This is a genomic window from Methylocystis sp. JAN1 (assembly GCF_052186135.1).
In the GTDB taxonomy this organism is placed as follows: domain Bacteria; phylum Pseudomonadota; class Alphaproteobacteria; order Rhizobiales; family Beijerinckiaceae; genus Methylocystis.
Window position 1 is genome coordinate 3,042,426 of sequence record NZ_CP181499.1, and the last position, 26,629, is coordinate 3,069,054.

The 26,629-nt window shown below is 66.5% G+C and carries 25 protein-coding genes; 11 read left to right on the forward strand and 14 right to left on the reverse strand.

Annotated elements, in window-relative coordinates; all coding sequences use genetic code 11:
• Positions 1–69: 69 nt before the first annotated feature.
• On the reverse strand, positions 70–378 hold the full coding sequence (locus tag ACNHKD_RS14600; RefSeq protein ID WP_442754206.1) for a hypothetical protein: 309 nt from the start codon (positions 376–378) through the stop codon (positions 70–72).
• 316 nt (positions 379–694) lie between these two features.
• Here ACNHKD_RS14600 and yajC point away from each other — a divergent pair, with 316 nt between their 5' ends.
• From yajC to ACNHKD_RS14635, 7 genes are all read left to right on the forward strand, one after another.
• Positions 695–1,231 (forward strand): preprotein translocase subunit YajC, encoded by a 537-nt coding sequence (gene yajC, locus ACNHKD_RS14605; protein ID WP_442754207.1) that lies wholly within the window; start codon positions 695–697, stop codon positions 1,229–1,231.
• Between the two features lie 48 nt (positions 1,232–1,279).
• Positions 1,280–2,869 carry a protein translocase subunit SecD gene (gene secD / locus ACNHKD_RS14610; RefSeq protein WP_442754208.1) on the forward strand — a complete coding sequence of 530 codons (1,590 nt, stop codon included), beginning with the start codon at positions 1,280–1,282 and terminating at the stop codon, positions 2,867–2,869.
• 16 nt (positions 2,870–2,885) lie between these two features.
• Positions 2,886–3,962, forward strand: coding sequence for a protein translocase subunit SecF (secF, locus tag ACNHKD_RS14615; RefSeq protein WP_442754209.1), 1,077 nt, complete (start codon positions 2,886–2,888; stop codon positions 3,960–3,962).
• A gap of 25 nt (positions 3,963–3,987) precedes the next feature.
• The gene (locus ACNHKD_RS14620; protein ID WP_442754210.1) at positions 3,988–4,362 is read left to right on the forward strand and encodes an Mth938-like domain-containing protein; all 375 of its coding nucleotides are present in this window, start codon (positions 3,988–3,990) and stop codon (positions 4,360–4,362) included.
• Complete coding sequence (locus ACNHKD_RS14625; protein WP_442754211.1) at positions 4,362–5,171, forward strand: phytoene/squalene synthase family protein; 810 nt, start codon at positions 4,362–4,364, stop codon at positions 5,169–5,171. The genes ACNHKD_RS14620 and ACNHKD_RS14625 overlap by 1 nt, the downstream gene beginning before the upstream one ends.
• A gap of 40 nt (positions 5,172–5,211) precedes the next feature.
• Positions 5,212–6,546, forward strand: coding sequence for an ActS/PrrB/RegB family redox-sensitive histidine kinase (locus tag ACNHKD_RS14630; protein ID WP_442754212.1), 1,335 nt, complete (start codon positions 5,212–5,214; stop codon positions 6,544–6,546).
• A gap of 73 nt (positions 6,547–6,619) precedes the next feature.
• Positions 6,620–7,213, forward strand: a complete 594-nt coding sequence (locus tag ACNHKD_RS14635) for an ActR/PrrA/RegA family redox response regulator transcription factor (protein ID WP_442754213.1) — start codon at positions 6,620–6,622, stop codon at positions 7,211–7,213.
• A gap of 82 nt (positions 7,214–7,295) precedes the next feature.
• On the opposite strand, the gene ACNHKD_RS14640 is transcribed toward ACNHKD_RS14635, so the two are convergent.
• A complete protein-coding gene (locus tag ACNHKD_RS14640) occupies positions 7,296–7,769 on the reverse strand; it encodes an MmcB family DNA repair protein (RefSeq protein ID WP_442754214.1) in 474 nt (157 codons plus the stop codon).
• 94 nt (positions 7,770–7,863) lie between these two features.
• Between ACNHKD_RS14640 and ACNHKD_RS14645 the strand changes: the two genes are divergently transcribed.
• The gene (locus tag ACNHKD_RS14645; RefSeq protein ID WP_442754215.1) at positions 7,864–8,946 is read left to right on the forward strand and encodes a polyamine ABC transporter substrate-binding protein; all 1,083 of its coding nucleotides are present in this window, start codon (positions 7,864–7,866) and stop codon (positions 8,944–8,946) included.
• An 86-nt stretch (positions 8,947–9,032) separates the two neighbouring features.
• Here ACNHKD_RS14645 and dnaA read toward each other — a convergent pair whose 3' ends face one another.
• The 6 genes from dnaA to coaBC form a co-directional block, all read right to left on the reverse strand.
• A complete protein-coding gene (gene dnaA / locus ACNHKD_RS14650; RefSeq protein ID WP_442754216.1) occupies positions 9,033–10,535 on the reverse strand; it encodes a chromosomal replication initiator protein DnaA in 1,503 nt (500 codons plus the stop codon).
• Positions 10,536–11,475: 940 nt separating this feature from the next.
• On the reverse strand, positions 11,476–11,748 hold the full coding sequence (gene rpsT, locus ACNHKD_RS14655; RefSeq protein WP_442754217.1) for a 30S ribosomal protein S20: 273 nt from the start codon (positions 11,746–11,748) through the stop codon (positions 11,476–11,478).
• A 147-nt stretch (positions 11,749–11,895) separates the two neighbouring features.
• Entirely contained in the window at positions 11,896–12,669 is a 774-nt protein-coding gene (locus ACNHKD_RS14660) for an enoyl-CoA hydratase (protein WP_442754218.1), read from the reverse strand.
• Positions 12,670–12,700: 31 nt separating this feature from the next.
• The gene (locus ACNHKD_RS14665) at positions 12,701–13,138 is read right to left on the reverse strand and encodes an RrF2 family transcriptional regulator (protein ID WP_442754219.1); all 438 of its coding nucleotides are present in this window, start codon (positions 13,136–13,138) and stop codon (positions 12,701–12,703) included.
• Positions 13,135–13,599: a dUTP diphosphatase gene (gene dut, locus ACNHKD_RS14670; RefSeq protein WP_442754220.1), complete on the reverse strand. Its 465-nt coding sequence runs from the start codon at positions 13,597–13,599 to the stop codon at positions 13,135–13,137. The genes ACNHKD_RS14665 and dut overlap by 4 nt, the downstream gene beginning before the upstream one ends.
• Positions 13,596–14,861, reverse strand: coding sequence for a bifunctional phosphopantothenoylcysteine decarboxylase/phosphopantothenate--cysteine ligase CoaBC (coaBC, locus tag ACNHKD_RS14675; RefSeq protein WP_442754221.1), 1,266 nt, complete (start codon positions 14,859–14,861; stop codon positions 13,596–13,598). Before coaBC ends, dut begins: the two co-directional genes overlap by 4 nt.
• A 142-nt stretch (positions 14,862–15,003) precedes the next feature.
• Here coaBC and ACNHKD_RS14680 point away from each other — a divergent pair, with 142 nt between their 5' ends.
• From ACNHKD_RS14680 to ACNHKD_RS14690, 3 genes are read left to right on the forward strand one after another with little or no spacing between them, the layout of a single operon-like run.
• Positions 15,004–15,528 carry a DUF3124 domain-containing protein gene (locus ACNHKD_RS14680; RefSeq protein ID WP_442754222.1) on the forward strand — a complete coding sequence of 175 codons (525 nt, stop codon included), beginning with the start codon at positions 15,004–15,006 and terminating at the stop codon, positions 15,526–15,528.
• Positions 15,529–15,544: 16 nt separating this feature from the next.
• Positions 15,545–16,666, forward strand: a complete 1,122-nt coding sequence (gene recF, locus ACNHKD_RS14685; RefSeq protein ID WP_442754223.1) for a DNA replication/repair protein RecF — start codon at positions 15,545–15,547, stop codon at positions 16,664–16,666.
• Between the two features lie 3 nt (positions 16,667–16,669).
• Positions 16,670–16,858, forward strand: a complete 189-nt coding sequence (locus ACNHKD_RS14690) for a hypothetical protein (protein ID WP_442754224.1) — start codon at positions 16,670–16,672, stop codon at positions 16,856–16,858.
• 159 nt (positions 16,859–17,017) lie between these two features.
• Here the strand turns inward: ACNHKD_RS14690 and ACNHKD_RS14695 are convergent, their stop codons facing one another.
• From ACNHKD_RS14695 to ACNHKD_RS14720, 6 genes are all read right to left on the reverse strand, one after another.
• Positions 17,018–18,187, reverse strand: coding sequence for a zinc-dependent alcohol dehydrogenase (locus ACNHKD_RS14695; RefSeq protein ID WP_442754225.1), 1,170 nt, complete (start codon positions 18,185–18,187; stop codon positions 17,018–17,020).
• Between the two features lie 189 nt (positions 18,188–18,376).
• The gene (locus tag ACNHKD_RS14700) at positions 18,377–20,659 is read right to left on the reverse strand and encodes a hypothetical protein (RefSeq protein WP_442754226.1); all 2,283 of its coding nucleotides are present in this window, start codon (positions 20,657–20,659) and stop codon (positions 18,377–18,379) included.
• Positions 20,660–20,730: 71 nt separating this feature from the next.
• On the reverse strand, positions 20,731–21,405 hold the full coding sequence (pdeM, locus tag ACNHKD_RS14705; RefSeq protein ID WP_442754227.1) for a ligase-associated DNA damage response endonuclease PdeM: 675 nt from the start codon (positions 21,403–21,405) through the stop codon (positions 20,731–20,733).
• On the reverse strand, positions 21,402–23,867 hold the full coding sequence (locus tag ACNHKD_RS14710) for a ligase-associated DNA damage response DEXH box helicase (protein ID WP_442754228.1): 2,466 nt from the start codon (positions 23,865–23,867) through the stop codon (positions 21,402–21,404). The genes pdeM and ACNHKD_RS14710 overlap by 4 nt, the downstream gene beginning before the upstream one ends.
• Entirely contained in the window at positions 23,860–25,584 is a 1,725-nt protein-coding gene (locus ACNHKD_RS14715; RefSeq protein WP_442754229.1) for an ATP-dependent DNA ligase, read from the reverse strand. Before ACNHKD_RS14715 ends, ACNHKD_RS14710 begins: the two co-directional genes overlap by 8 nt.
• Complete coding sequence (locus ACNHKD_RS14720; RefSeq protein ID WP_442754230.1) at positions 25,581–26,600, reverse strand: ligase-associated DNA damage response exonuclease; 1,020 nt, start codon at positions 26,598–26,600, stop codon at positions 25,581–25,583. Before ACNHKD_RS14720 ends, ACNHKD_RS14715 begins: the two co-directional genes overlap by 4 nt.
• Positions 26,601–26,629: the final 29 nt, after the last annotated feature.

The following is a 26,629-nucleotide window of genomic DNA, read 5'->3' on the forward strand; positions in this document are numbered from 1 at the left end:
GACATGCTCGCGCCCGTCAAAAAAAGCGGGCCCGCGACGAGGCGAGCCCGCATATTTTCTCCGCCCGCGTCAGCAGGCCCAGACCCACCGACCATACCACCAGCGCCAGCAGGCCCCCCCATAACCGCCGCGCCAGCCATAGGGCCGGGCATAATAGCCGCCGCCGCGCCAGCCATAGCCTCCATGCCAGGCGCCGCGGCCGCCCCAGTAGCCGCCGCGCCAGCCATGGCCGCCCCAGCCGCCATGGCCGCCCCAGCCGCCGCCATGTCCCCATCCGCCGCCATGTCCCCATCCGCCGCCGTGCCCCCAGGCGAGCGCCGCGGGCGGCGAGAAGAGAAGGCCGGCCGCAAGAGCCGCACAGGCAATCTTCCTGATCATGGACTTCCTCCAAAGTTGCGACGTATGCCGACGGCGTCTCTCGTCGTCAGGCCTTGTCCGAAGCATCCGTCGCCGCGCCTGAACCATGGGTGAACGCCCGCCGCGTCCGGGCTGTTCCGCAGCCGGTTGATCCTCCGGCTGATTTCGTCGCCGGTCTTTCGTCGGGCGCGGTCCCTGCCCGCAAAGGCGGGGACCGCTCAAAACAGCGCCATCCGGCATTGCTTTCGTAAGTCTAGCGGCTATAGTCCGCGCCCATCCCGACGCCAGCCCGACGCTCTCAAGACGCGCGTCGCGCCGCTACACTAGAGACGCTGCGATGAAACTGATCACGGACGCTATGGCGCAGACCGAACAGCCGGCGGCGCCAGCCGCCCCGACGCCGCCCACGCCCACGCCCCCCGCGCCGGCCCCGCAGGCCGCGCCGCAGACGCAGACGCAGACGAGCACCGGCGCCAGCGGCCAGTATGACCCGAACCAGCAGCCCCCGTCGCTGCCGGACCTCTTCGCCCAGCTCATCCCGATCTTCGTGGTGATGGGCATTGTCTACATCCTCGTGATCCGCCCGCGCGCCCGTAAGGAAAAGGCGGCGCTGGAGGCTCTGCGCAACGTGCGCCGCGGCGACATAATCGTCACCACGGGCGGATTCGTCGGCAAGGTCGCGAGGTCCGTCGACGACAACGAGATCGAGCTCGAGATCGCGCAGAACGTTCGCATCCGCCTCGTTCGCACCGCGATCGCGGAAGTCCGCAGCAAGGGCGAGCCCGTGAAGGATACGCCCGCGCCGGCCCCGGCGGCCGAGAAGGCCCCCGCCAAGCCCGCGGCCAAGTCGGCCCAGACCAAGGCGAAATCCTGAAACGGCCTTCGAGCGGACGCCCGACCTCTCTGACGAAATAGCGACACGATGCTGCGATTCTCGACCTGGAAATTCCTTGCAATCGTGGCGATGACGCTCGCCGCCATCCTGGTGGTGGCTCCGAGCACGTTGTCGCCGTCGAATTATCAGGCGCTCGCCTCGCGGCTGCCGTCCTGGCTCACGCCGCCGACCATCGTGCTCGGGCTCGATCTGCAGGGCGGCTCGCATGTCATGCTGGAGGTCGATCAGGCGGATCTCATCTCGACGCAGATCAAGAACCTGCGCGACGACGTGCGCCGCATTCTCCGCGAGGAGAAAGTGGCCATTACGGGCGGCATCGGCGCGACGGCGCGCGGCGTGCAGGTCCGCGTCGCCGATGCGGCGGACCGCGAAAAGGTGCTTCCGAAATTCCGCCTGCTGCGCAACAGCTTCAGCTCGAATATCGGCGGCCAGCCGCCCCTCGACGTCGACACGACGCCTGAAGGGCTGATCCGCATCACCGTCACCGACGCCGGCCTGCGCGACAAGTCCCGCAAGGCGGTCGAGCAGTCGATCGAAGTCATTCGCCGCCGCGTCGACGCCCTCGGCACGCGCGAGCCCTCGATCCAGCGCCAGGGCGACGACCGCGTGCTGGTGCAGGTGCCGGGCCTCCAGGACCCGCAGACCCTCAAGGAGATTCTCGGCCAGACCGCGAAGCTCGAATTCCGCCTCGTCGCGGAGCCGGGCCAGAACCCGTCCGAGGTCGAAGAGCTCGATCAGGTCGAGGAACAGGGCAAGCTGCCCATCGAGAAGCAGGTCATGGTGCAGGGCGAGGACCTCACCGACGCCCAGCCGGGCTTCGACCAGCAGCGCAGCGGCGAGCCGGTCGTGAATTTCCGTTTCAACATTCGCGGCGCGCAGAAATTCGGCGACGTGACCTCGAAGAATGTCGGCCGTCTCTTCGCGATCGTGCTCGACAACAAGGTGATCTCGGCGCCGCGCATCCTGACGCCGATCACCGGCGGCTCCGGCCAGATTTCCGGCCACTTCACGGTCGAACAGGCCAACAACCTCGCCATCCTGCTGCGCGCCGGCGCCCTGCCCGCCAAGCTCAACATCGTCGAGGAGCGCACGGTCGGCCCCGGACTCGGCCAGGACTCGATCGACGCCGGCAAGCGCGCGGCCTATGTCGGCGCCGGGCTCGTCGTCGCCTACATGCTCATCACCTACGGCGTGTTCGGCGTGTTCGCGAACCTCGCGCTTTTCGTCCACATCGCCTTCATCTTCGCCGGCCTCGTGCTGCTCGGCTCGACGCTGACATTGCCGGGCATCGCCGGCATCGTGCTGACGATCGGCATGGCGGTTGACTCGAACGTGCTGATCTATGAGCGTATCCGCGAAGAGAACCACGCGGGCCGCTCGATTCTCGCCTCGCTCGACGCCGGCTTCAACCGCGCCTTCGCGACCATCGTCGACTCCAACGTGACGATGTTCGTCGCCGCGGCGATCCTCTACTTCCTTGGCTCCGGCCCGGTGCGCGGCTTCGCCGTGTCGTTGGCGCTCGGCATCCTCACGACCATCGTCACCGCCGTGACCATGACCCGCATGATGATCGCCGTCTGGTATCACTATGCGCGTCCGACGAAGCTGCCGATCTGAAGAGGCGAAACGACCGATGAAACTCCTGCGCCTCGCCCCGGAGAACACCAAATTCCCCTTCATGCGCTTCCGGCGCGTGAGCTATCCCTTCTCGGCCCTGCTGTCGCTCATCGCCGTCGCGCTCTTCATCTTCAAGGGCATGAATTTCGGCATCGATTTTGCCGGCGGCACGGTCATCGAGCTGCGCGCCAAGTCCGGCGCGGCCGAGGTCGGGACGCTGCGCCAGCTCGGCGAAAGCCTCAAGCTCGGCGACATTGAGGTGCAGGCCTTCGGCAACCCGGCCGACGCGACGCTGCGCTTCGGCCTGCAGTCCGGCGGCGACGTCGCCCAGCAGGCGGCGGTCGAAAAGGTCCGCGGCGCCGTGGGCGACCAGTATGAGCTGCGCCGCGTTGAAGTCGTCGGCCCGCGCGTCTCGAACGAGCTCGTTCAGTCCGGCACGCTCGGCGTCGTCCTCTCGATCGTGGCGGTCCTGACCTATCTCTGGTTCCGCTTCGAATGGCAGTTTGCAGTGGGCGCCGTCATCGCGACGATGCACGATCTGCTGCTCACGGTCGGCTTCTTCTCGATCACGCAGCTCGAATTCAACACGACCTCGATCGCCGCGATTCTGACAATCGTCGGCTATTCGCTCAACGAGACGGTCGTCGTGCTGGACCGTATCCGCGAGAACATGCGCAAATACAAGAAACTTGCGACCGCGCAGATGATCGACATGTCGATCAACGCCGTGCTGCCGCGCACCATCATGACGGCGACGACCGTCATGCTCGCCCTCTTCGCGCTCGTGGCGTTCGGCGGCCAGGTCATCCGCTCCTTCTCGCTCGCGATGATCTGGGGCATTTTCGTCGCGACCTATTCCTCGATCTTCATCTGCTCGCCCATGCTGATCTATCTCGGCCTGCGCAACGAGGACGTGGATCGCAAGGTCGAGCAGAAGGAAGAAGCCGAGGCGGAAGGTGAATTTGGCGGCTCGGCCGAGGCCTACGCCGCCTCCATGTCGGACGACATCGGCGATACGCCGGTCCCCGCCGCCCCGGCGCCCAAGCGCCCCGCACCCAAGCAGAAATCCGCACGCCGCAATCGTCCCAGATAAAGCGCAAGGCGAGGCCGCGCACGTCATGACAGCCCCGCAGGGCTATGTCCCGGGCCGCTACAGGATCGACGATTACGGCAATGGCGGCTTCCGCTTCGCCGACATGTCGCATCGCGGCTCCATCCTCGCCTTGCCCACAGGCATTCGCGCCGTCGCGCCGGCGAACTGGAAAGAGATCGACGCGGCGACGATCGACCTGGCGCTCGCCGAGGGCGGAGGGATCGATCTCCTGATCGTCGGCACGGGCAAGGACCTCATGCCCCTCGCCTCGCCATTGCGGGCGAAGCTGCGAGGCGCCGGCGTCGGCTGCGAGACGATGGCGACCGGCGCCGCCGTGCGCACCTACAACATGCTTCTCGACGAAGGCCGCCTGGTCGGCGGCCTGCTGATCGCCGTCTGATGACGCAGGCCGCGCCCGCTCATTACGCCCATTGCGAGGCGCTGCTGCGCGACCGCGACCGGGACCTCTGGCTCGCCTGCCTCTTCGCGCCGCAGCTGGCGCGCCGCTACATCCACGCCGTCTACGCCTATGCGCTCGAATGCGCCGACGTGCGCGCGAAGATTTCCCAGCCGCTGCTCGGCGAGATGCGGCTTCGCTGGTGGACAGACGCGCTGTCGGGCGAAGCCTCGGAGGGAACCCGCGCCCATCCCGTCGCCGATGCGCTCCTTGACACGGTCGCGCGCTTCGACCTGCCGGTCGGCGAGCTCATCGAACTCGCCGACGCCCACGTCGCCGACCTCTATGACGACCAGACGCCCGACATCGCGACGCTGGAGCTTTACTGTCGCGCAACCGCCGCCGGGCCGATGCGCTGGGCGGGCCGCATCCTGGGCGCGCCCGACATGGCGGCTTTCGACGAGGCCGGCCTTGCGCTCGGAGTGACGCGCATCCTGCGCCGCCCGGCCGGCGCCTGCATCCCCGCCGACCTTCTCGAAAAGCACGGCGCGGACATCCATGTAAATGCGGCGCCCCTGCGGGCGGCGCTCGCCGAACTGCGCGACATGGCCGCAAGCCGCTACGAGGCGGCGCGCCGCGCGGCGCGCGCGCTCACGAAGGGCCGCGAGGCATTGTTGCCGACCGCGACGGTTCCCGCTTATCTGGAGCGCATGGCGCGGAAGGATTACGATCCTTTGCGAGGCCTGACGGAGCCTTCGCCGCTGCGCCGGCAGTGGCGGCTGTGGCGCGCCGCGCGCGGCGCCGGTCTCTGACACGCCGCACCAAAGGGGTCCATTGCGACAGGGGAGAGCCATGAGACCCGACGTCTATGACGAAGACAGCCGCCGCCTTCGCGTCGGCACGCTGATTTTCCTGCGCTGGATCGCCATCATCGGGCAAAGCATCGCCTGCCTCTTCGTCTATTTCTTCCTCAATTTCGATTTTCCGGTCGGTCTCTGCTTCGTTTTCATCGTCGCCTCCGGCACGCTCAATTTCGGCCTGCGCTTCGGCACGTCGGGCACGTTCCGCTTGAGCGATCTCGAGGCGGTGGTTCTGCTCTGCTACGATCTCGTGCAGTTGAGCTTCCTGCTCTATCTGACGGGCGGCGTCACCAACCCGTTCGTCATGCTGCTGCTTGCGCCGGTGACGATCTCGGCCGTGTCGCTGCCCCGCAACCTAACGCTCTTTCTCGGCATCACCATGCTGGCGGCCGCGACCTTTCTTTGCGTCGAGTTCGAGCCGCTGCCCTGGTACGAAAACGAGTCCCTGAGATTCCCCCTCCTCTACCGCGCCAGCATCTGGGTTTCGCTCGCCCTCTCCGCGGCCTTCATCGCCCTCTACGCCGCCCGTGTTTCCGACGAAGGGAGGCTGCTCGCAACCGCGCTCGCCGCGACCGAACTCGTGCTCGAGCGCGAACAACATCTTTCGCAGCTTGACGGACTCGCCGCGGCCACCGCGCATGAGCTCGGCACGCCGCTTGCGACCATCACGCTCATCATCCGCGAATTGCAGAAATCGTCGTCGAAATGCCCGGCGGAAAATCTGAAGGACGACCTCGACCTGCTCGCGCAGGAAGCCGCGCGTTGCCGGGAGATTCTCGGCAAGCTCGCCTCGCTCGGCGCGGATCAGGGGACGATGATGAACGTCCTTTCTATCGACACCTTGATCGAGGAAGTCGTGGAGCCTCAGCGCGAATTCGGCGTGAAGCTCGAAATTTCCAAGCGCGGCAACGGCTCGGCGCCGCCACCGGCGCTCGCGCGAAATCCGGGGCTTCTTTATGGGCTCGGCAATCTCGTCGAGAACGCCATCGACTTCGCCGAGTCGCGCGTGCGCATCGACGCCTGGTGGTCGCGCGATCTTGTTACCATCGCGATCGAGGATGACGGCCCCGGCTTTTCCCCGGCCATTCTGGACAAGCTGGGCGACCCCTATCTGCGAGGACGGCCGACCGGGCGCCGAACCAAGAACGACAGCCAGTCCGGACTCGGGCTTGGCCTGTTCATCGCAAAGACTCTGCTCGAACGCTCCGGCGCGACGGTCGAGACCTTCAACGTCTCGCCGCCGCGCACCGGCGCCGTCGTAAAGGTGACCTGGCCGCGCTCGGCCTTGGAGATCCCCGCGGCGAAGCTTGCGTCCTCCGAAGCCTGAGCGTCCCGGGGTCGACGGCAGGGAATCCTTGGGGTAGTCTTTGATAAAAATCACGCTGGGGAGAGTTTGGGGCATGAACCGCGAAGACATCGGAGACACGGAACACGCCGACGTCGAGGGATTCGCTGCGCCCGCGCTCCCCGAAGACCGCTCTCTGCTCATTCTGGACGACGACAAGCCCTTTCTGCATCGCCTCGCCCGCGCCATGGAGCAGCGCGGCTTTCTCGTCACGCAATGCGAGACGGTCGCCGACGGCCTCGCGGCGCTCGAAGCCGCGCCGCCTGCCTTCGCCATCATCGACATGCGGCTCAATGACGGGAACGGCCTCGACGTCATTCAAAAGCTGAAAGAGGCCCGCCCCGACGCGCGCGGCATCATTCTGACCGGCTACGGCAACATCGCGACCGCGGTCACCGCCGTGAAGCTCGGCGCCTTCGACTATCTCGCCAAGCCCGCCGACGCCGATGAAATTTACCATGCGCTGATGGCGACGACGATCGACAAACCCGACGCGCAGGAAAATCCCATGTCGGCCGACCGCGTCCGCTGGGAGCATATTCAGCGCGTCTTCGAATCCTGCGACCGCAACGTCTCGGAAACGGCGCGCCGGCTCAACATGCATCGCCGCACGCTCCAGCGGATCCTCGCGAAACGCGCGCCGCGTTAGCGACCGACCGGGCGCGCCTGAAGGCGCGCGATCCACGGACCGCGAGCCTTCAGGCTCGCGTCGCGCCGGCCGGACATTCGAGCTAGCCCGCCATCCGCTCATCGCCAAACGCCAGCGTGCAGTAGCGCTCCGCCGCCAGAGCGCCGAACCGCACCAGCATCGCCTTCCGGCTCGCGGGCGGCAAGCGGAGGGCCGGCGCTTCCCGCGCAAGCATGGCGCCATGCGCGTCGGCGACGATGAGACCCGCGTCCGCGGAAAAGAACGCCGCGTCGAGATCCATGGGGATCGCGAAATAGAAGCGGTCGCAATAGTCGCGATAGGCCACCCACTTCTGATCGGCGCGAAAATCCTCAAGCGAGGATTTGACCTCGACGATGCGCAGGCTCCCGTCCGGGGCGAGCGCCACGAGATCGGCGCGGCGGCCATTGGGCAGGGGCAGTTCGCCGATGACGGCGAACCCGCAGGCGCGCAGATAGCGGCGCGCCCCGCGCGTGACATGGCGCGTCGCCTCTGGCCGCCCGCCCGCGTCTTCCTGCTTGGCTAAATTGGATTGCATGCCCTTCCCTCCGCGTCGCCAATCCGCCGGCAGGCATGATAATCTGCCGCCTCCCCCTCGCGGCGCAAGCCGCACGCCCGCATTGGCCCGCTACATGAAGAAATTTTTCGCCGCTTTCGTGATCGCCGCCCTCGCCTGCGCGCCCGTCCGCGCAACGGAGCGCGTCGTCAATATTTTCAATTGGAGCGACTATATCGATCCAGGCGTGCTCGAGGACTTCACGCGCGAGACGGGCGTCAAGGTCGTCTACGACACATATGATTCCAACGAAATGCTGGAATCCCGGCTGCTCGCGGGAGCCACCGGCTATGACATCGTCGTACCCTCGGCCACCTTCCTTCAACGCCAGATCAAAGCAGGCGTGCTGCAGCCCATTGACCGCAAGCGCCTCGCCAATGCCGGCAATATCTGGACAGAGATCGACGGGCGGCTGTCGCGCTACGATCCCGGCAGCGCGCACGCCGTCAATTATATGTGGTACACGACCGGCGTCGCCTACAATGTCGCGAAGATCAATGAGCGCCTGGGAAGGCCGATTACGAGCTGGGATCAGGTTCTCAAGCCGGAGAATCTGAAGAAGCTTGCAGATTGCGGCGTCTATGTCCTGGACAGTCCCGAAGATATCTTCGCGATCACGCTCAATTATCTCAAGCTCGATCCCAATTCGAAGAGCGAGGCGGATCTGAAGCGCGCGGCGGAGCATCTCGCGGGGCTGCGGCGCTACATCAAGAAATTCCACTCGTCCGAATATATCAATGCGCTCGCCAATGGCGACATCTGCCTTGCGATCGGCTGGGCGGGCGACAGCCTGCAGGCGCGCAACCGCGCGAGAGAGGCGGGCTCGGAAGTGGAGATCGCCTACGCCATCCCGACCGAGGGCACGCTGATGTCGATGGACAATCTCGCGATCCCCATCGACGCCCCGCATGTCGCGGAGGCCTATCTCTTCATCGACTATCTGCTGCGCCCCGACGTCGCCGCGCGCAATACGAAAGCCACCAATTTCGCCAATGGCGTCGGCCCCTCGCGCGCGCTGACCGACAAGTCCATCGCCGACGATCCGTCCGTCTATCCGAGCGAGACGACCATGCGCCGCCTTTTCACGGTCACGACGCCGAACCAGCCGGAACAGAAATTCATCACCCGGCTCTGGACGATGGTGAAGACCGGGCGGTAGGACTTTCGCCGCGTAGTCGTCGCGAGCGAGCCTGAAGGCTCGCGCTCCAGGACCGCGCGCCTTCAGGCGCGCAAACAGACCGCCGCTTACTGCTCGCTCAATATCCGCCTGAGCAGATCGATGACTTCCGCAAGGCTCTTGTCCTTCGCGACAAGCTCCTCGATCTTGCGCACGGCATGGAGCACGGTCGTATGGTCGCGCCCGCCGAAGCGGCGGCCGATCTCCGGCAAGGACCGCAAGGTCAATTGCTTCGAGAGATACATGGCGATCTGGCGCGGGCGCACGACATTGGCGGTGCGGCGCGACGAGAGAATGTCCGCGCGCGAAATATTGTAATGCGACGCGACGAGCTTCTGAATGTCGTCGATCTTGACTCGCTTCGGCTCCTGCGCGCGCACGAGGTCGCGGATTGCGGTCTCCGCCGTCTCCACGGTGAGCGGCGCGCCGTTGAGCGTGACATGCGCCAGAAGGCGGTTCACGGCGCCTTCGAGATCGCGGCCGTTGGTCGTGATCGTGCGCGCGACATATTGGATGACATCCGGCGGCACATGGAAGCCCGGCTGCGTCTCTTGCGCGGCGGCGATGCGGGCCTGAAGAATCTTCACGCGAAGCTGTTCGTCGAGCGGGCCGATATCCACGCACAGGCCGCCCTTGAAGCGCGAAAGAACACGCTCGTCGAGCGTTTCGAGTTCCGACGGGGGACGGTCCGCGGCGACGACAACCTGGCGGCCCGCGTCGATCAGCGCGTTGAGCGTATGGCAGAATTCCTGCTGGATCGACTTGCCTTGCAGAAATTGCACGTCGTCGATGATCAGCATGTCAATGGCGCGCAGGCGCTCCTTGAAGGCGATGGAGGTCTGCGTGTTGAGCGACGACACGAAGCCGCTCATGAAGCGTTCGGCCGTGAGATAGACGGCGCGGCGGCGATTGTCGTTAGTCGCATGGGCGAGCGCCTGCAGAAGATGCGTCTTGCCGAGCCCGACCGCGGCATGCGCGTAAAGCGGGTTGAACATCGGCGTCTCGCCCGGACGCGCTTCCGCCACGCGACATGCGGCCGCATAGGCGAGCTGATTGGAAGGACCGACCAGAAAGGTCGAAAAGGAAAGACGCCGGTCGAGCGGCGAGCCCATGACGGCGTCGGATTCCCCGCGGGGCGTCGGCGTGCGCGGCGCGCGGCGGGGCGCGACGCTGGCGGCGCCATACCCGCTTTCGAGAGCCGATTGGGGCTTTTCGGAAGGATTGCCGCTCGCCGGCGCGGATTCCGTCTCCCGCTCGACGCCGGCTTCACGCGGCTTCATCTTGCGCGCGGACGTGCGCACGTCGATCGAGACGCGGTCGATCCCCTCGAACTCGCCTGCGGCGCGCATCTTTATGCGCGACGCATAATGCGACTGCACCCAGCTCTTGAGGAACTTCGTCGGCACGGTGAGATAGATCGTCGCGCCCTCGAGACGATCGAGCTCGAGCCGCGTGAACCAGGAATTATAGACGGCGTCCCCGAGCTCCGCGCGCAGACGCTCGCGTACCCGCTCCCAGCGTTTCTGGTCTTCGGCGGAGATTCCATCGTTGGTGAATTCACGATCCGACATTCGCGACCTTTTCCAAAAATGCGCGCGCCATCGAACGTCCGCGTCAAACGCGGGCGGCGCCCATAGAGACGATAGGACCTGATATGTTTGTTGGGCGGACCGCCGCCGCTTTTAACGAGGCGGACCAACGGCGAAACTCGCGCCGCCGGTCCGGGTATTCGCGCTGTCGAGACTCAAGCCGGGAACGGAAACAGAAGAACGCAGCGCAAACCACGCGCGCGCGATACGCAGCACTCCAATAACATTGGCTGGCCGCAGTTCCGTCATGACAAAACCCCCGGTTTCCGGGATCGAAGAGATCCAGGATCTTCAAACGCCCCGCAGGACAACCAAATAAGCGCGATGGCCCTGCGAACTGATATTTTGAGTTTCAAATCGAACGGGAAGGGAAGCGGTCAGACGCCAAAAGCCTTGGCTTCCCGAGGCAGGATATCGACATGGCGTCGCTCCTTTTCGCACTCAGCCTGTAGCTGACGTTGTGACGTTGACCGCTTTCGTTCGACGGATTTGACCCTACACGCGCGCCCCAGTTCGCGCAACGATCCTCATCATCAGATCGTCGTTGTTTCGCCGCCAGTGTGGCGCCCAAACAGCGGGAACGCCGCAGTGCCACTGTAAACTGATGATTCAGCGCCGGTACCGAAAGGCGCTACCCATTTGCGTCAAATACGAAAAATGTCCGCGGGAAGCGTCTCTGCGGGGCTGTCAAGAGGGGGCCCGCGACAGCCGGACTCATGGCTTGGTTGCAAGAGATTGAATCAGTAGCAATTTGAATGCGCGCAACTTTTGAGAGAAAAATTTTTTCATAGATGTGTCGCCGAGGCGTCAGCAAAATGTCTCGCCTGACACGCAACAAAAAAGCCCGGCTTTGCCGAGCTTTTTTCGTTAGCAGGCCTGTCTGCGAAATGGGCGGTCTTGCACGCCCAACGCGCAATCTGCATCACGCCTTGGCGGATAGCGCCTTCACGCGCGCGCTCAGACGCGACACTTTGCGCGAAGCAGTGTTTTTGTGAATGACGCCCTTCTGGGCGGCGCGCATCATCTCCGGGGCCGCGTTCTGCAGAGCCGCCGCGGCGAGAGCGGCGTCGCCGGACGCGATCGCCTCTTCCACCTTGCGCACGAAGGTGCGCATGCGGCTGCGGCGCGCGCGGTTGACGGCGGTGCGGCGCTCGATCTTGCGAACGGCTTTTTTGGCCGAAGCGGTATTGGCCATGTTCTGTCTGTCCTCGAAGCTGTAAGAGCGACTCGCAGTCGCCAGAAAACGTTGCGGCCGCGAAATCGCGGCCACGTCGCGCGCGTTATAAGCGCCACCCCCCGTTTCGTCAATGGCCGCCGAAAGGAAGAGCGCCCGCCGCCGCGCTCAGCGGTTCCGGAAGGACGGCTTCCGCTTCTCCACGAAGGCCGCCATGCCCTCCTTCTGGTCCTCCGTGGCGAACAGGGAGTAGAAAAGCCGCCGCTCATAGCGGACGCCTTCGACCAGCGTCGTCTCGAAGGCGGCGTTGACCGCCTCCTTGGCCATCAAGGCCGCAGGGAGAGACATGCCGGCGACCGCGGCGGCGGCCTTGAGCGCCTCGGGCAGGAGATCGGCGGCTGGGACCACCCGCGCGACGAGCCCGGCCCGCTCGGCCTCCTCCGCCCCCATCATCCGGCCGGTCAGAATCAGATCCATGGCCTTGGCTTTGCCGATGGCGCGGGTGAGCCGCTGCGTTCCCCCGGCGCCGGGAATGACTCCGATCTTGATCTCGGGCTGGCCGAACTGGGCCGTGTCGGCGGCGATGATGAAGTCGCACATCATGGCGACCTCGCAGCCGCCGCCGAGCGCGAAACCGGCCACGGCGGCGATGATCGGCTTTCGGGCGCGCGCCACCGTATCCCAGCGGCCGATGAAGTCGCCAAGAAAAGCGTCAGCGAAGCTCTTGTCCTTCATTTCTTTAATGTCAGCGCCCGCAGCGAAGGCCTTCTCCGAGCCGGCGATGACGACGCAGCCGATCCCGTCGTCATTCTCGAAGCTCGCGAGCGCGCAATCGAGCTCGCTGATGAGCTGCGCATTGAGGGCGTTGAGCGCCTGCGGGCGATTGAGGCGGACGAGGCCGACGCGGCCATGGGTTTCGACTTCGATGGTCTCGTAGCTCATAGCGGGCCTCCCTGCGCGCCCCTTCGCGGCGCTAAATGTCGAAATCGCTCGCAGGTTGTTTCTCCCCGAAACCCTTCGCAATGGCGCGGGCGTAGAGATCCTCGAGCGTGATGTCGTCCAGGCGCGACAGCGCCTCCTCTTCGGTTTCAGCGATCAGCGGCTCGAGAACGGCGACGAGCAGCGCCGGCGACTGGTCCTCATCCTCCTCCGCCCGCAAGGCGACGCGCACGATCTCGCCGACGCAAAGCCGGCGCCTTTCGCGCGCAAGCTCATAGCCGCCCGCGGGGCCGCGCACGCTCTTTAATATGCCGGCGCGCACCAGCGCCTGGAGGAGCGTTTCGAGGCGGCGGGGCGGCAGGTCGTGCCGCGCCGCAAGTTCCTTCGAAGAGACAGGCCGCCCGCGCGCATGCAGCGCAACGTCGAGCGCCGCCATCAAGGCGAATCGCGCCGGTCTCGGCAGGAGCTTCATTGGCTGCGGTCTCCGGCGATTCCCGTGGAGCCGAAACCGCCCGCGCCGCGCGCTGTCTCGTCGAGCTCCTCCGCCTCGACCAGCGCCGCGCGCGTAACCGGCGCCACGACGAGCTGGGCGATCCTCATGCCGCGCGTGATCTCGAAAGCCTGCCCGCCGTGATTGATGAGCAGCGCCTTCACCTCGCCGCGATAGTCGCAGTCGATCGTGCCAGGCGCGTTGAGCACCGTGACGCCATGTTCGACGGCGAGACCGGAGCGCGGGCGGACCTGCGCCTCATAACCCTCGGGCAGCGCGATCTGGACGCCGGTGGGGATCAGGTCGCGCGCGCCGGGCTCCAGCACGAGCTTCTGCCCGGCCGGCAGCGCCGCGTAAAGATCGAGCCCCGCCGCGCCGTCGCTGGCGTAAGCGGGAAGCGGCAGGCCCTCGCCATTCGCGAGGCGTCGGATGGAAAGCTTCATTCGCCTGCCTCGCTCTTGTTAAGAATATCGGCAAGGCGCGCGACGAGTTGCGCGGCGACCGCCTCCTTGCTCATGCGCGGCCAGCTCTCGACGCCGGCGGGCGACACGAAATGCGCCTCGTTGGCGTCTCCGCCGAAGACGCCCGAGCCTTCGGAAACGTCGTTAGCGACGATGAGGTCGCACCCCTTGCGGATCAGCTTTTCCTTGGCGTGGGCGATTACGTCGCGCGTTTCCGCCGCGAAACCGACGACGACGCGCGGACGATCCGCCGCGTGGGAAACGGCCGCCAGAATGTCCGGGTTCTCCACGAGCGCGAATGCCGGCGCCCCCGCTCCCTCTTTCTTTATCTTGTCGGCGGCGGCCTCGACGCGCCAATCCGCCACGGCGGCCGCGCCGATGAAGACGTCGGCCGGCATGGCGCGCTCCACGGCCGCGAACATCTCGCATGCGCTTTCCACGCGCACCACGTCGCATCCCGCCGGATCGGCCAGCGTCACCGGGCCGGAGACAAGCGTGACGCGCCCGCCCGCCGCCGCGGCCGCCGCGGCGACGGCGTGGCCCTGCTTGCCGGAGGAGCGGTTGGCGATATAGCGCACGGGATCGATCGCCTCATGCGTCGGCCCCGACGTGACGACGACATGGCGGCCGGACAGCGGGCCTCGCGCGGCGGCGCCCTGCAAGGGCCGGCGCGTCTCGCCCTTCAGCGCCGCCTCAATCGCCGCGACGATTTCCAGCGGCTCGCTCATGCGGCCCGGACCATATTCGCCGCAGGCCATGGCGCCGTCTTCGGGACCGACAAACAGCGCGCCGTCCTGCTTCAACAGAGCGACGTTGCGCCGCGTCGCGGGCGCAAGCCACATGCGCAGATTCATCGCGGGCGCATAAAGCGCGCGCTTGTCCGTCGCGAGGAGCAGCGTGGCGGCGAGATCGTCGCAGAGCCCCTGCGCCGCGCGCGCAAGAAGATGCGCCGTCGCGGGCGCGACGACGATCAGATCCGCGTCGCGGGAGAGCTGGATATGGCCCATCGCCTGCTCGTCCGTCGCGGAGAACAGGTCGTCATGGACTTTTTCGTTGGAAAGGCTCGTAAAGGCGAGCGGCGTGACGAATTCCTTCGCCGCTTTCGTCATCACGACGCGCACCCGCGCGCCGCGCTCGCGCAGGCGGCGGACGAGGTCGAGCGACTTATAGGCCGCGACGCCGCCCCCGACGACCAGCAAAATGCTCTTACCGCCAAGGCTTTGCGCTATGTTCTGACCCGACAAGCCAAAGGCTCCCCTGCTCGATGCGCGCGGAGAATACAGATTTTGGGCGGAAGGCCAAAGCGGCCATGGTCGGAGCGCTCGCAATGGCGGCGCAGCCTTGGTAGAGGTGGCCGAACGCCATTCATCCGCCACAGGCCGCCCCATGCAGACGACGTCGCGCCTTCTGGCGCTCGGCATTCTCCTCGCCGCCGCCTTTCCCACCCTCGCCCGCGACAGGGAGCGCCCGGCCCTCAATTTTCCCCCGGACGCCACGACGACCGCGCCCGAGCAGAAGCTCGCCAGTCGCGGGCGCACCTTCGTGCCGCTGCATTCCACGCTCATCGGCCATGGCGGCGTCACGCGCCTGAACTTCTCGGGCACGCTCTCGATCCACAACGCCTCGGCTGCGAACGTCCTCGCCATCGACCGGGTCGACTATCGCAGCGGCGCGGGGGAGATCGTGGAGACCTTTGTCTCCGAGCCCATCTATCTCAAGCCCTACGCCTCCATGCAGATCGCCATCGCGCAGGACGATACGCGCGCGGGCGTGGGGGCGAGCTTCACGGTCGACTGGTCGACGCCGGCAGGCTCGGACGAGCCTGTGGTCGAGGCGGCGATGGCGTCCTTCGTCGGTACGCACAGCTACAGTTTCCTGACGCCCGGCCGGCGGGTTTCTCGCCCCCAATGATCTATCTGACGCCGCGATGAACGAGCCCGCGCCGCAAGTGCGTCGCCTCACGCTTTCCGACTATCGCTCCTACGCGTCGGCGCGCTGCGAGATCAACGCGCGGCTGGTTGCGCTCACGGGCGAGAACGGCGCGGGCAAGACCAATGTGCTCGAAGCCCTGTCGCTCTATTCGCCCGGCCGCGGCCTGCGGCGGGCGGAGCTTGGCGAATGCGCGCGGCGCGACGGCGCGGGCGGCTTCGCGGTCTCGATCGAAGTGGAAAGCGACGGCGCGACCACGCAGCTCGGCCACGGCCTGACGCCCGAAGGCGAACGGCAATTCCGCGTCGAGCGCGCGCCGGTCTCCTCCGCCCGGGCCTTCGCGGACCATGTGCGGGTCTTGTGGCTCACGCCCGCCATGGACGGGCTTTTCAACGGTCCGGCGGGCGACCGCCGCCGCTTTCTCGACCGCCTCGCGCTCGGCGTCCACGCGGATCACGGCGCGCGCGTCAACAAGCTGGAGCGGGCTTTGCGCAATCGCAACCGCCTGCTCGAGGAAGGCGTATCCGATCGCCGCTGGCTCGACGCCGCCGAGCAGGAAATCGCGGCGCTCGGCGTCGCCGTCGCGGCGGCGCGGCGCGAGACCGTCTCGCGTCTGGCGGCGCTCATTGTCGCAAGCGAAAGCGTTTTTCCGTGGGCGGAGATTTCAATCGAGGGCGAGATCGAGAACATGCTGGCCGAAGCGCCCGCGCTCGTCGTGGAGGAGCGCTTTCGGGAGACGCTCGCGGCGATGCGGCGTCGCGACGCCGCCGCCGGCCGCGCGCTCGCCGGGCCGCAGACGAGCGACCTCGCCGTGCGACACGGCCCCAAGGACGAAGCCGCGCGCGACTGCTCGACCGGCGAACAGAAAGCGCTACTGATGGGGCTGACGCTGGCGCATGCGCGCCTCGTCACAAAGATGTCGGGCAAGGCGCCGCTGCTGCTCCTCGACGAAGTCGCCGCGCATTTCGACCCCAAACGGCGCGAGGCGCTGTTTCACGAGATTGAAACGCTGGGCGGCCAAGTGTGGATGACGGGCGCCGACCCGCTGCTCTTCGCCTCGCTCCGCGGACGCGCGGAGATGCTGCACGTCACGCCGGGACGCATCGAAAAAGAGGGATGAAAAATGGACTGGTACTGGTACGCCATCATCGTCGGCGTCGCGGCCCCCTGGGTCATTCTCAACACGAGCCTGCGCAACACCTTCAAGGAAGGCGGCGCGGTCACCGGCCTTTCGGTCTGGGCCGGCATGGCGCTTTCCACGACCTTGCTCGCCCTGCTGATCGGCTGGATCGCGCACAAACTGCTAACATAAACTCCAACAGTTCTTGCCGGTCGCGAGCAATCCCTCCCCTTTACGGGGAGGGTGCCCCCGCGAATGCCGGGTCGGGTGGGGTAAAGCTCCCAGCATGCGCCAGTGTGGCGCGAACCCCACCCGACGCCTCACCGCTGAGATTGCGGTCCAGGGAAGACGTTACGGCTGCAGCATCACCTTGATGCAGCCGTCCTTGTGATTGCGGAAGGTCTTGTAGAGATCCGGCCCCTCGGCCAGCGCGCCGCGATGCGTGACGACGAATGACGGGTCGATGTCGCCCTTCTCGATGCGCTCCAGCAAGCGCGGCAGGTAGCGCTGCACCGGCGTCTGCGCCATGCGGAAGGTGAGGCCGCGATTGATCGCCGAGCCCATCGGGAATTTGTCGATAAAGCCGCCATAGACGCCGACGACGGAGACGGTTCCGAAATTGCGGCAGCAATGCACCGCCTGTCGCAGCACATGCGGCTGATCGGTGCCGAGAAAGGCCGCGACCTTCACGCGATCAATGAACGAATCGATGCTGCCCGTCGGATCTGGCTCCGTGCCGACTGCGTCTATGCAGGCGTCGGCCCCGCGACCCTTGGTCATCCCGTTGATCGCCTCATAGACGTCGACCTCGTGAAAATCGAGCGTCTCCGCCCCCGCTTTTTCCGCAAGCGCGAGACGTTCCGGCACATGGTCGATGGCGATCACCCGCTCCGCGCCGAGCATGAAGGCGCTGCGGATCGCGAATTGTCCCACCGGTCCGCAGCCCCAAATGGCGATGGTTTCGCCGCCTTTGATGTCGCAGAACTCGGCCGCCATATAGCCGGTCGGGAAAATGTCCGAGAGAAACAGCGCCTGATCGTCGGCGAGCGAATCCGGAATCTTGACGGGGCCGACATCGGCATAAGGCACGCGCAGATATTCCGCCTGACCGCCGCGATAGCCGCCGAGGAGATGCGAATAGCCGAAGAGCCCCGCGGGCGAATGGCCCCACAGCGTCTCGGCCTTCGCGTGGTCGGGATTGGTGCGTTCGCAGGCGGAATAGAAGCCGCGCTGGCAAAAATAGCATTCGCCGCACGAGATGGTGAAAGGGACGACGACGCGGTCGCCGACCTTCAGCTTCTTCACCGACGGCCCGATCTCCACGACTTCGCCCATGGTTTCATGGCCGAGCACGTCGCCTTGGCGCATCTGCGGAATGACGCCGTCATAAATGTGAAGGTCCGAGCCGCAAATGGCGCAGGCTGTGACCTTGATCACCGCGTCGCGCGGATCTTCGATCGCCGGATCGGGAACGCTTTCGCAGCGAATGTCGCCCTTGCCGTGAAAGGTGAGCGCCTTCATGTGCAATGCTCCCGCTCCGCCTGAGACCCCGGCGCGCGCCCCCGTGGTGAACTTGCATGGGTTCGGATGGTTCCCCTGCGCCACGGGCGCGCCTGAGCGATGAGGCGCGCGGCTGCGTGACCGGAAGCGCGAAGAGGCCCGCTGGCTCTCTATCAGAAGGACGTCTGGCGTCATCGAGGCCAGCGAATTTCAGCGCCGCCACTTCTCTTTCAGCAGGCCCCGGATCGGCTCCAATGAAAATCGAGCTTCGTGCCGGCCTTCGGGGATCGCGACCGCCCGGAACAGCACGTTCGCACGCAAAAGCTCGACCTCCCGCCCGTCCAGCGTCGCGAACCACCAGGGGTGCCAGACGTCATTGAGAATCAGCCAGCCGCCGCCCGGCGGCGCATGAGCTTCGACCACGACCTCCGCATTACCATAGGAAACGATCCGCGCGCGCGTCGCGTCGGGCGGCAGGTCCTTGCGCGTGTGGCAGAGCGGCGGCTGTTCGAGCAGAACAGTCTCGCGATAGTCCGCCTCGGGCCATTCACCGGTCTCGATCATGCGGGCGAAATCAACATGCATGGCGCAGGTCGCGACCATGACGCGCGGGAAGGCGTTCTTGTTCTCGTAGATATGGACCTTCCCGATCTGCGTCAGCTCCGCGAGGTCGCCGCGCCTGTAACGCTTGTCGATCTCTTCGATCGGCACGCCCGTCGCGACGTAGCGCAAGCCGAGCATGTCTGAGAGCGGCGAGCGATAGGCGGGATAGAGCTTGGAGAATTCGCGCTGATCCGGCAGCGCGAGGTGATCGCCGGCGCCGGTCGCGTCCTCGAAAATCTTCAGGCGGATCGGGTTGTAGCCGAGATCGTGGTCGAGCCCGTGGACGAGCGTGGCGTTCGGCCAGTGGAAGTCGATCGCCGCGAGCTCCACCCGGTCGCGCCGGTCAGGCGCGGCGTTTTCCTTCAGCCGCTCTTTCAGAAAGGCGATGACCGGGTCTTTCGAGTCCGGCCGCAGCACGTCGAACTGACCGGGCGGCAGCGCGGTGGATTCGTTGGGACCGTTATTGACGGCGAGGTCGGCGGTCATCAGCGCCGCGAGAGCGCAGAGCAGCGCGGCGCCGCGCAGCTTGCCCGCCGCGGTCAGCGCAATGACCGCGACGGAAGCGATCGCGAACGCGGCGCTGATTGCGAGCGGGGCCGCCGCCTGGGCGAGATGGGCATGCACGCCCGCATGGGTCGCCGCGGCTATGAACAGGGCGGCGATCGCGCCGGCAAGCGCGGCCGGATGGGGCTTCGCCTCGCCGCGCTCGACGAGGGACAAGCCGTAGCCGGCGAGGATCGCGAGCGCGAAGCCGAAAAGAAACGTCGCATCCGCCGGCCGCCGCCAGAGGTCGACGCCGGGGATATGGTAGAGAAAGGCGAAAGCGGGCGTATAGCGGCCGAGCGCGTAAAGCGCGAAGACGACCAAAGCGCCGGCGAAGAAACGCGCGTCTTTGTCCGCGAAAAAGCGGCGCCCGAAGGCGGCGACAAGCGCGACGATCGTGATCTCGCCCGCATAGACCTCCGTCATGTTGCGCGCGAGATAAAGATCCTTCTCGCCGACCGGCGGCCCCCAAAAGGCGGCCAGCGGCCCGTCCGTGCCGAACATATTGGCGGAGATGAGGGTGAGGAAGGACGCTGGCGGCAGCGAGCCTTTATACGCGCCGTCGAGATCGATCTCCGGTCGGTTGGAATTGGCGGCGAGTTCCAGCGTAAAAGCGAGCGGCGCGGCGATGATCGCCGCGCCGACCGCAGCGCCCGCGAGCAGCGGCGCGATCGCCGTGACGGCGGGCGCGTCGTCCGTCGCCACGCGATAGAGCGCATAGGCCACGAGAGTCAGAACGCTGAGAAAAGCGACCTGATCGCGCCCCAGCACGAGAAAAGCCGCGACCGCTCCCGCCGCCGCGCCATAGGCAACCGAACCGCGGTCGAGCGCCCGCGCGAGGAGAAACAGCGTCACAGGCAGCCAGGAGAGGCTCATCACCTGCCCCGTATGCTGGATCCGCCAGGCCGCCGAGCCGCCAAAGGCGAAAGCGAGCGCCGCGATCAGCCCGCCGGCGGCGCTCCAGCCCCGGTCTCGGAAATAAGCCATCAAGGCGAGGCCACCCATCCCCAGCATGGCGAAAACGATTGCGTCCTCCAGCACGAAGGAAGGCTCTGGGACGAGCGCCGCCGCGATGAGGAAGAACGGCGCGAAGATCAACGATTGGGGATCCGCGATCTGCGGCATGCCGGCGAAGACGTTCGGCGTCCAGAAGGGCGACTGGCCCGAATGCAGCGCATGAGCGAGAAAGGCGAATTGCGGCAGAAAATGCGCCTTCGCGTCCCACGGAACGGTGACTCGACCCGAGAGCCAGGGAAAAGCGAGCGCCAGCGCGCAGAGAAGAAAGAGGAGCGCGGCGAGCGCGAAAGGCTCGCGGGTTTCGGCGTCGTGAGAAATAGCGGTCGACATGCGCGGCTTTTAGCGCCTCTGCGCGGCGGCGCAAAATCTCGCCCTTGCCGGCCTGAGAGCCCCGGTCGACTTCAGGCGCCTGATGAGACCGCGTCGACCGGAAAGAGACGCTCTCCCGTCGTCACGACCAGCGCGTCCCAATCGCGCGGATTGACGGCGCGGCCGCCGGTGAATTCGCCGAAGGACGGCAGCACGACCGCGGCGGCGCGCAGGCAGAAGCAGGGAAGCCGGAGACGGTCGCGCCCAGGGCCGGCAAGCCGCGCAACGGGATGGAGATGGCCGGAAAGCAGGATTGGCCCATGAGAGGGATCTTTTCCGCCATCCGCATGATGCCAACCCTCGACGCCATCGATCGCGAAAGGCTCGTCCTGGCTCGCAAAGCCGCAATCGGCCGGCGCGTCGCCCGCACGAATGTCGTGATTGCCGCGCACGACGATGCATTCGAGGCCGCCGCGCGCCGCGCGCCAGTCCCGCAATTGCGCGAGAAGGCCGGGCGTGCGCCCCGAGCGCGCATGGAAAAAGTCGCCGAGCACGACGAGGCGGCGGGCCTGATGCGCGTCGATCAGCGCGCCCAGGCGCGCCAGATTCTCCTGCGTCGTCCCGCGCGGCACGGGCTGGCCGAGCGCGCGAAAGCTCGCCGCCTTGCCGAGATGCAGATCGGCGATCCAGAGGGTGCGCGTCTCAGCCTGCCACACGGCGCGTTGCGGCAGGAGGATCAGCCCGCGATAATCATAAGCGTCCGTCATGCGTCGGCCGCGGAATTGAGCTGCGCCAGCATGCGCTCAATGCGGTCGTTGAAGCTTTCCGTCGAAAGACTCTCGCGAAAGCGCTCGGCGACGAGCGGAAAGGCGAGCGGCGAGCAGCGCTTCAAATGGATATGCGCGACGCGCCGTTCATTCATCCGCGTCAGGGTTTCATGCAGGCGGCGCACGTCCAGTTCGTCCTCCAGCAGCTCCCGCTCCGCCTGCCTCAGCAGAGCGTTCTCAGGGTCGTATTTACGGAAGACGTCGTAGAACAGGCTGGAGGAGGCCTGCAACTGCCGCGCGCTTTTGCGCTCGCCCGGATAGCCGGCGACAACAAGTCCCGCGATTTGCGCAATGTCGCGGAAGCGGCGGCGGGCAAGCTCGGCGGCGTTGAGGCTCTTGATCACCTCCTCGCGCGTCTCGCCGAGGCTTCGCGCGCCGATGAGGCGCGGAAGATCGGCCGCCCAGTCGCGCGGCGCGCCGCTCAAGAGCTCGAATCCGTAGTCATTTACGGCGATGGAGAAGGTGCCGGGCGCGACCTGCGCCGCGCGCCAGGCGATGAGGCTCGCGAGACCCAGATGCGCGTTGCGCCCCGCAAACGGGTAAAGAAATAGATGCCAGCCTTCGCGTGATTTCAGCGTCTCGGCGAGAAGCGTCTGCGGCGTCGGAAGAGCGGACCAGCGCTGCTGCAATTGCAAGAGGGGCTTCGCGGCTCGCATTTCCGGAGACGGGAATTCGCCCGCCGCCGCGCGGGCGAGCGTCTCGACCATTTCATCGGCGAGCGTCGTGGAGAGCGGCATGCGGCCGCCCATCCAGCGCGGCGTCGCGCCGGAGCCCGCGCCTTTCTTCACGAAGGCGGTAAGGTTGCGCACGGCGACGAGTTCGAGCAACCGTCCGGCGAACCAGAATTTGTCTCCGGGCTTCATGCGCGCGATGAAACTTTCCTCCACGCTCCCGAGCTTTTTCCCGCGCGGAAAATACTGCACCATGACGCTCGCGTCCGAGACGATGGCGCCGATGTTCAGGCGATGACGCAAAGCCAGCCGCTTGTCGACGACGCGCCACACGCCGTCCGGCCCCGGCGCCACGCGGCGAAAATCGGGATAGGCGCGCAAAGTCGGCCCGCCCTGGCGCACGAAATCCAGACACCAGCGCCAGTTCCCGTCGCAGAGGTTTTCATAGGCGACCGTCTCGCGCACTTCGGCGAGAAGATCGTCGGGCTTAAAGCCGCCGCCGAGGCCGACAGTGACGAGATGCTGCGCGAGCACGTCGAGCGGCGCCAGCGGCGAGGCCCGGCTTTCGATGCGGCCTTTTCGGATCGCGGCCTGAACGGCGGCGGATTCGACAAGCTCCAGACTATGGCTCGGCGCCAGCGTCACGCGCGAGGCGCGGCCCGGCGCATGGCCGCTGCGTCCCGCGCGTTGCAGAAGGCGCGCGACGCCCTTGGGAGAGCCGATCTGCAGCACGCGTTCAACGGGGAGAAAATCGACGCCGAGATCGAGGCTCGACGTGCAGACGACGGCCTTCAGCGCGCCCTCCTTCAGGCCGCGCTCCACGGCGTCGCGCTCTTCCTGCGCGAGCGAGCCATGATGAATCGCAACGAGGTCCGCCCAGTCCGGCCGCAGCAGCAACAAATGCTGCCGCCACAACTCCGCCTGCGACCGCGTATTGGTGAAAAGCAGCGTGCTGTTATGCGCTTCAATCTCCGCGACGACCTTCCCGGCCATTCTTATCCCCAGATGGCCCGCCCAGGGGAACCGCTCCGGCGCCTCGGGAATGAGCGTGTCGATGACAAGCTCCTTCTCCAACCGCGCCTCGACCAGCGCGCCGCGGCTGCGCGGTCCCAGCAGCGCGCGCTTCGCCGCATCGAGGTCTCCGAGCGTCGCCGACATGCCCCAGGTGAGCAGGCCAGGCCGCCAGCGGCGCAGGCGCGCCAAAGCAAGCTGCGCCTGAACGCCGCGCTTGTTGCCGATCAGCTCGTGCCACTCGTCGACGACGACGCAGCGCAGATCGGCGAAAAACTCGCGCGCATTTTCGCGCGACAGCAGCAGCGACAGGCTCTCGGGCGTCGTGACGAGCAAAGTCGGCGGCTTGCGGCTCTGCGAGGCGCGCTGGCTCGACGACGTGTCGCCCGTGCGCAGGCCCAGCGACCATTGCGGCGCGCTTTTGTCCTGCGCCTGCACGCCCGCCAGCGCTTCCGTGAGCGCGCGCGTCGTGTCGGCGGCAAGCGCCCGCATGGGCGTCACCCACAGGACCATAAGCCCCCTCGCCGGCGCGCCACGCAGCGCCTGCCAGGCGCCGAGCGCGACGGCAAGCGTCTTGCCCGCGCCGGTCGTGGCGTGCAGCAGGCCGCTCTCGCCAGCGCCCATGCGCGCCCACACGTCTCTCTGGAAGTCGAAAGGCTTCCAGCCTTTGTCGGCGAACCACGTCGCGACGGCGCTGTCGATCGTCACGCGCTCAAGCATGAGGCTCCGGCAGAAGTTCGCGCAGCGTCTGCAATGTGTCGGCTTCCTCGACGGGCTTGTCGAGCCGCCAGCGCAACATGCGCGGGAAGCGCACCGCGACGCCGCTCTTGTGACGGTTGCTTTCGGCGATGCCCTCGAAACCTAGCTCGAAGACAAGCGTTGGCTTCACGCTGCGCACGGGACCGAAGGTCTCGACCGTCGTCTTGCGGATGATGGCGTCAACCGCGCGCATCTCGTCGTCGGTGAGGCCCGAATAGGCTTTCGCGAAGGGAACGAGGGCGCGCTCCCTGACCTCCGGCGGATCGCTCCACACGGCGAATGTGTAATCGCTATAGACGCCCGAGCGCCGCCCGTGGCCGCGCTGCGCATAGATCAGCACCGCGTCGACGCTCATGGGATCGAGCTTCCATTTCCACCAGACATTCTCGCGATCCGAGCCCTTGCGCCGGCCGACGCCATAGGCGCCCTCGCGCGCTTTCAGAATCATGCCTTCGACGCCCAGCGCGCGCGCTTCCTCGCGCTTGGCGTAAAGCGTCGGCCAATCCACGGCGGTCAGCGAGGGGCTCAGACGCAAGGGCAGCGCGACGCCGAAATTGCGTGCGCGGGACATCGCCTCCGCCGTGAGCGTCTCCAGCGCGCGCCGCCTTTCCTCCTGCGGCGCATCGCGCAAATCCTTCCCGTCTTTTTCGAGAAGATCGTAAGCGATGAACGCCACCGGCAATTCGCGCAGCATCTTCGCGTTCACGATCTTGCGGCCCAATCGCTGCTGCAGCAGCGCGAAAGGTTGCAGGCCTGACAAATCCTGCGGCGAGGCGCCCTCCCCGCGCAACACGACCAGCTCGCCGTCGAGCGCCACGCCGTCCGGCAGCCAGCGCTGCAACTCCGCGAGGTCCGGATAAGAGTCCGTCACCAGCTCCTCGCCGCGCGACCAGAGCTGCCACTGTCCGCCGCGCTGGACATATTGCGCGCGAACGCCGTCGAATTTCCATTCGACGATCCAGTCGCAGACAGGCCCGAGCGCGTCCGCCATATCCTCGACCGGCCGCTGAAACGGATGCGCGAGATAGAAGGGATAAGGCTGTCCCACCTCGAGCGCGGCGTCGTCTTCATGCGCCGGCGCCGTGAGCGCCGCGAAATCCGTGGCGGCGGGAGCTCGGCCCGCCTGCGTGAAGCCCATCATGCGCTGCGCCATGCGCTTGGGATCGACGCCCGAAGCCTGCGCCAGCGCCTGCGAGACCTGCAAGCGCGAAACGCCGACGCGCAATTCGCCGGTGATCATCTTGAAAAAGATCATCCGTTGCGGCTGGGGGAGCTTGCGCGTCCATTCGCAAAGCCGGGCGTATTTTTCCTCCTCGGGCGCCGTGCGCAAAGGCAGCAGCCGGTCCCGCATCCACGCGTCCAGCATGACCTCTTCCGTCTCGTCGCCAATCGGGAGAAGGAGCGCGAGCGTTTCGGCGAGATCGCCGACCGTCGAATAGCATTCGTCGAAGAGCCATTCGGGAAGCCGCGCCTCTTCCAGCGCCAGGCGCCGCAAGAGCTTTGTAGGCGCAAGCTGGCGCGGTTTGCCGCCGGCGAGGAAATAGACCGCCCAGGCCGCGCTCGCATGCCGCGTCGGATCGTCCATCGCGGCGCGAAGGTAGGCGCCGAGCGCCTCCTGCTTGCGCTTGATCGCGGTCGCGGCGTCGATCTCCCGATAAAGCGCGGCGAAAGCCTTCACGTCGCCGCCTCTGTTTCCGCCGCGCCGCTTTCGGCTTCTTCCTCGCCATATTCGGTATGCATCTCGCGCGCGTCGAGGCCGCTTTCGCGCAGATAGCGGGTCAGCGCGCCGACCGAGCCATGTGTGGCGTAGACGCGCTCGGCCCCGGTCGCGTGGATCGCCTCCAGCAAACCCGGCCAATCGGCGTGATCCGACAGCGCAAAGCCCTGATCGACGCCCCGCCGCCGGCGATTGCCGCGTATCTGCATCCAGCCGCTCGCGAAGGCGTCGGAATAATCTCCAAAGCGCCGCATCCATGGGCTCGCGGCCGCGGAGGGCGGCGCAATAATCAGCGCGCCGGCGAAGGCGTTCCTGCCCGAGGCCTGCGATACGAGCTTCGTCGCGGGCAAGGGGACGCCCTGCGCGCGATAGACTTCGTTTATCGGCTCGACGGCGCCGTGGCAGTAGATCGGACCGACGGAAGCGTCGACATTGGCGAGAAGGCGCTGGGCCTTGCCCAGCCCATAGGCGAAGGCGACGCTCGCCCGCCCGGCGGCGGCGTTTTGGCGCCACCACGCGTCGACGTCCGCCATCACTTCCGCCTGCTTGCGCCAGCGATAGATTGGCAAGCCGAATGTCGACTCGGTGATGAAGACATTGCAGCGCACAGGTTCGAAAGGCGCGCTGACATTGTCCGGCTCGGTCTTGTAGTCGCCGGAGACGACCCAGACCTCGCCACCGCATTCGACGCGGACCTGCGCCGAGCCGAGCACATGGCCGGCGGGATGAAGCGACAGCGCTACGCCGCCGACCTCGATCCGCGCGCCATAGTTCAGCGTCTCTATGGACACGCCGCCCAGCCGCTTGCGCAGGATCGGCGCGCTGTCCTTGTGGCAGAGATACGCCTGCGAGCCCCACCGCGCATGATCAGAATGGCCATGCGTGATCACCGCGCGCGCAACCGGCCGCCACGGATCGACGTGGAAATCCCCGGCGGGACAATAGAGGCCCTCCGGAGTGGCGACGATGAGGTCCATGGAGCCAAGAACATGGGGCCTATGGCCGC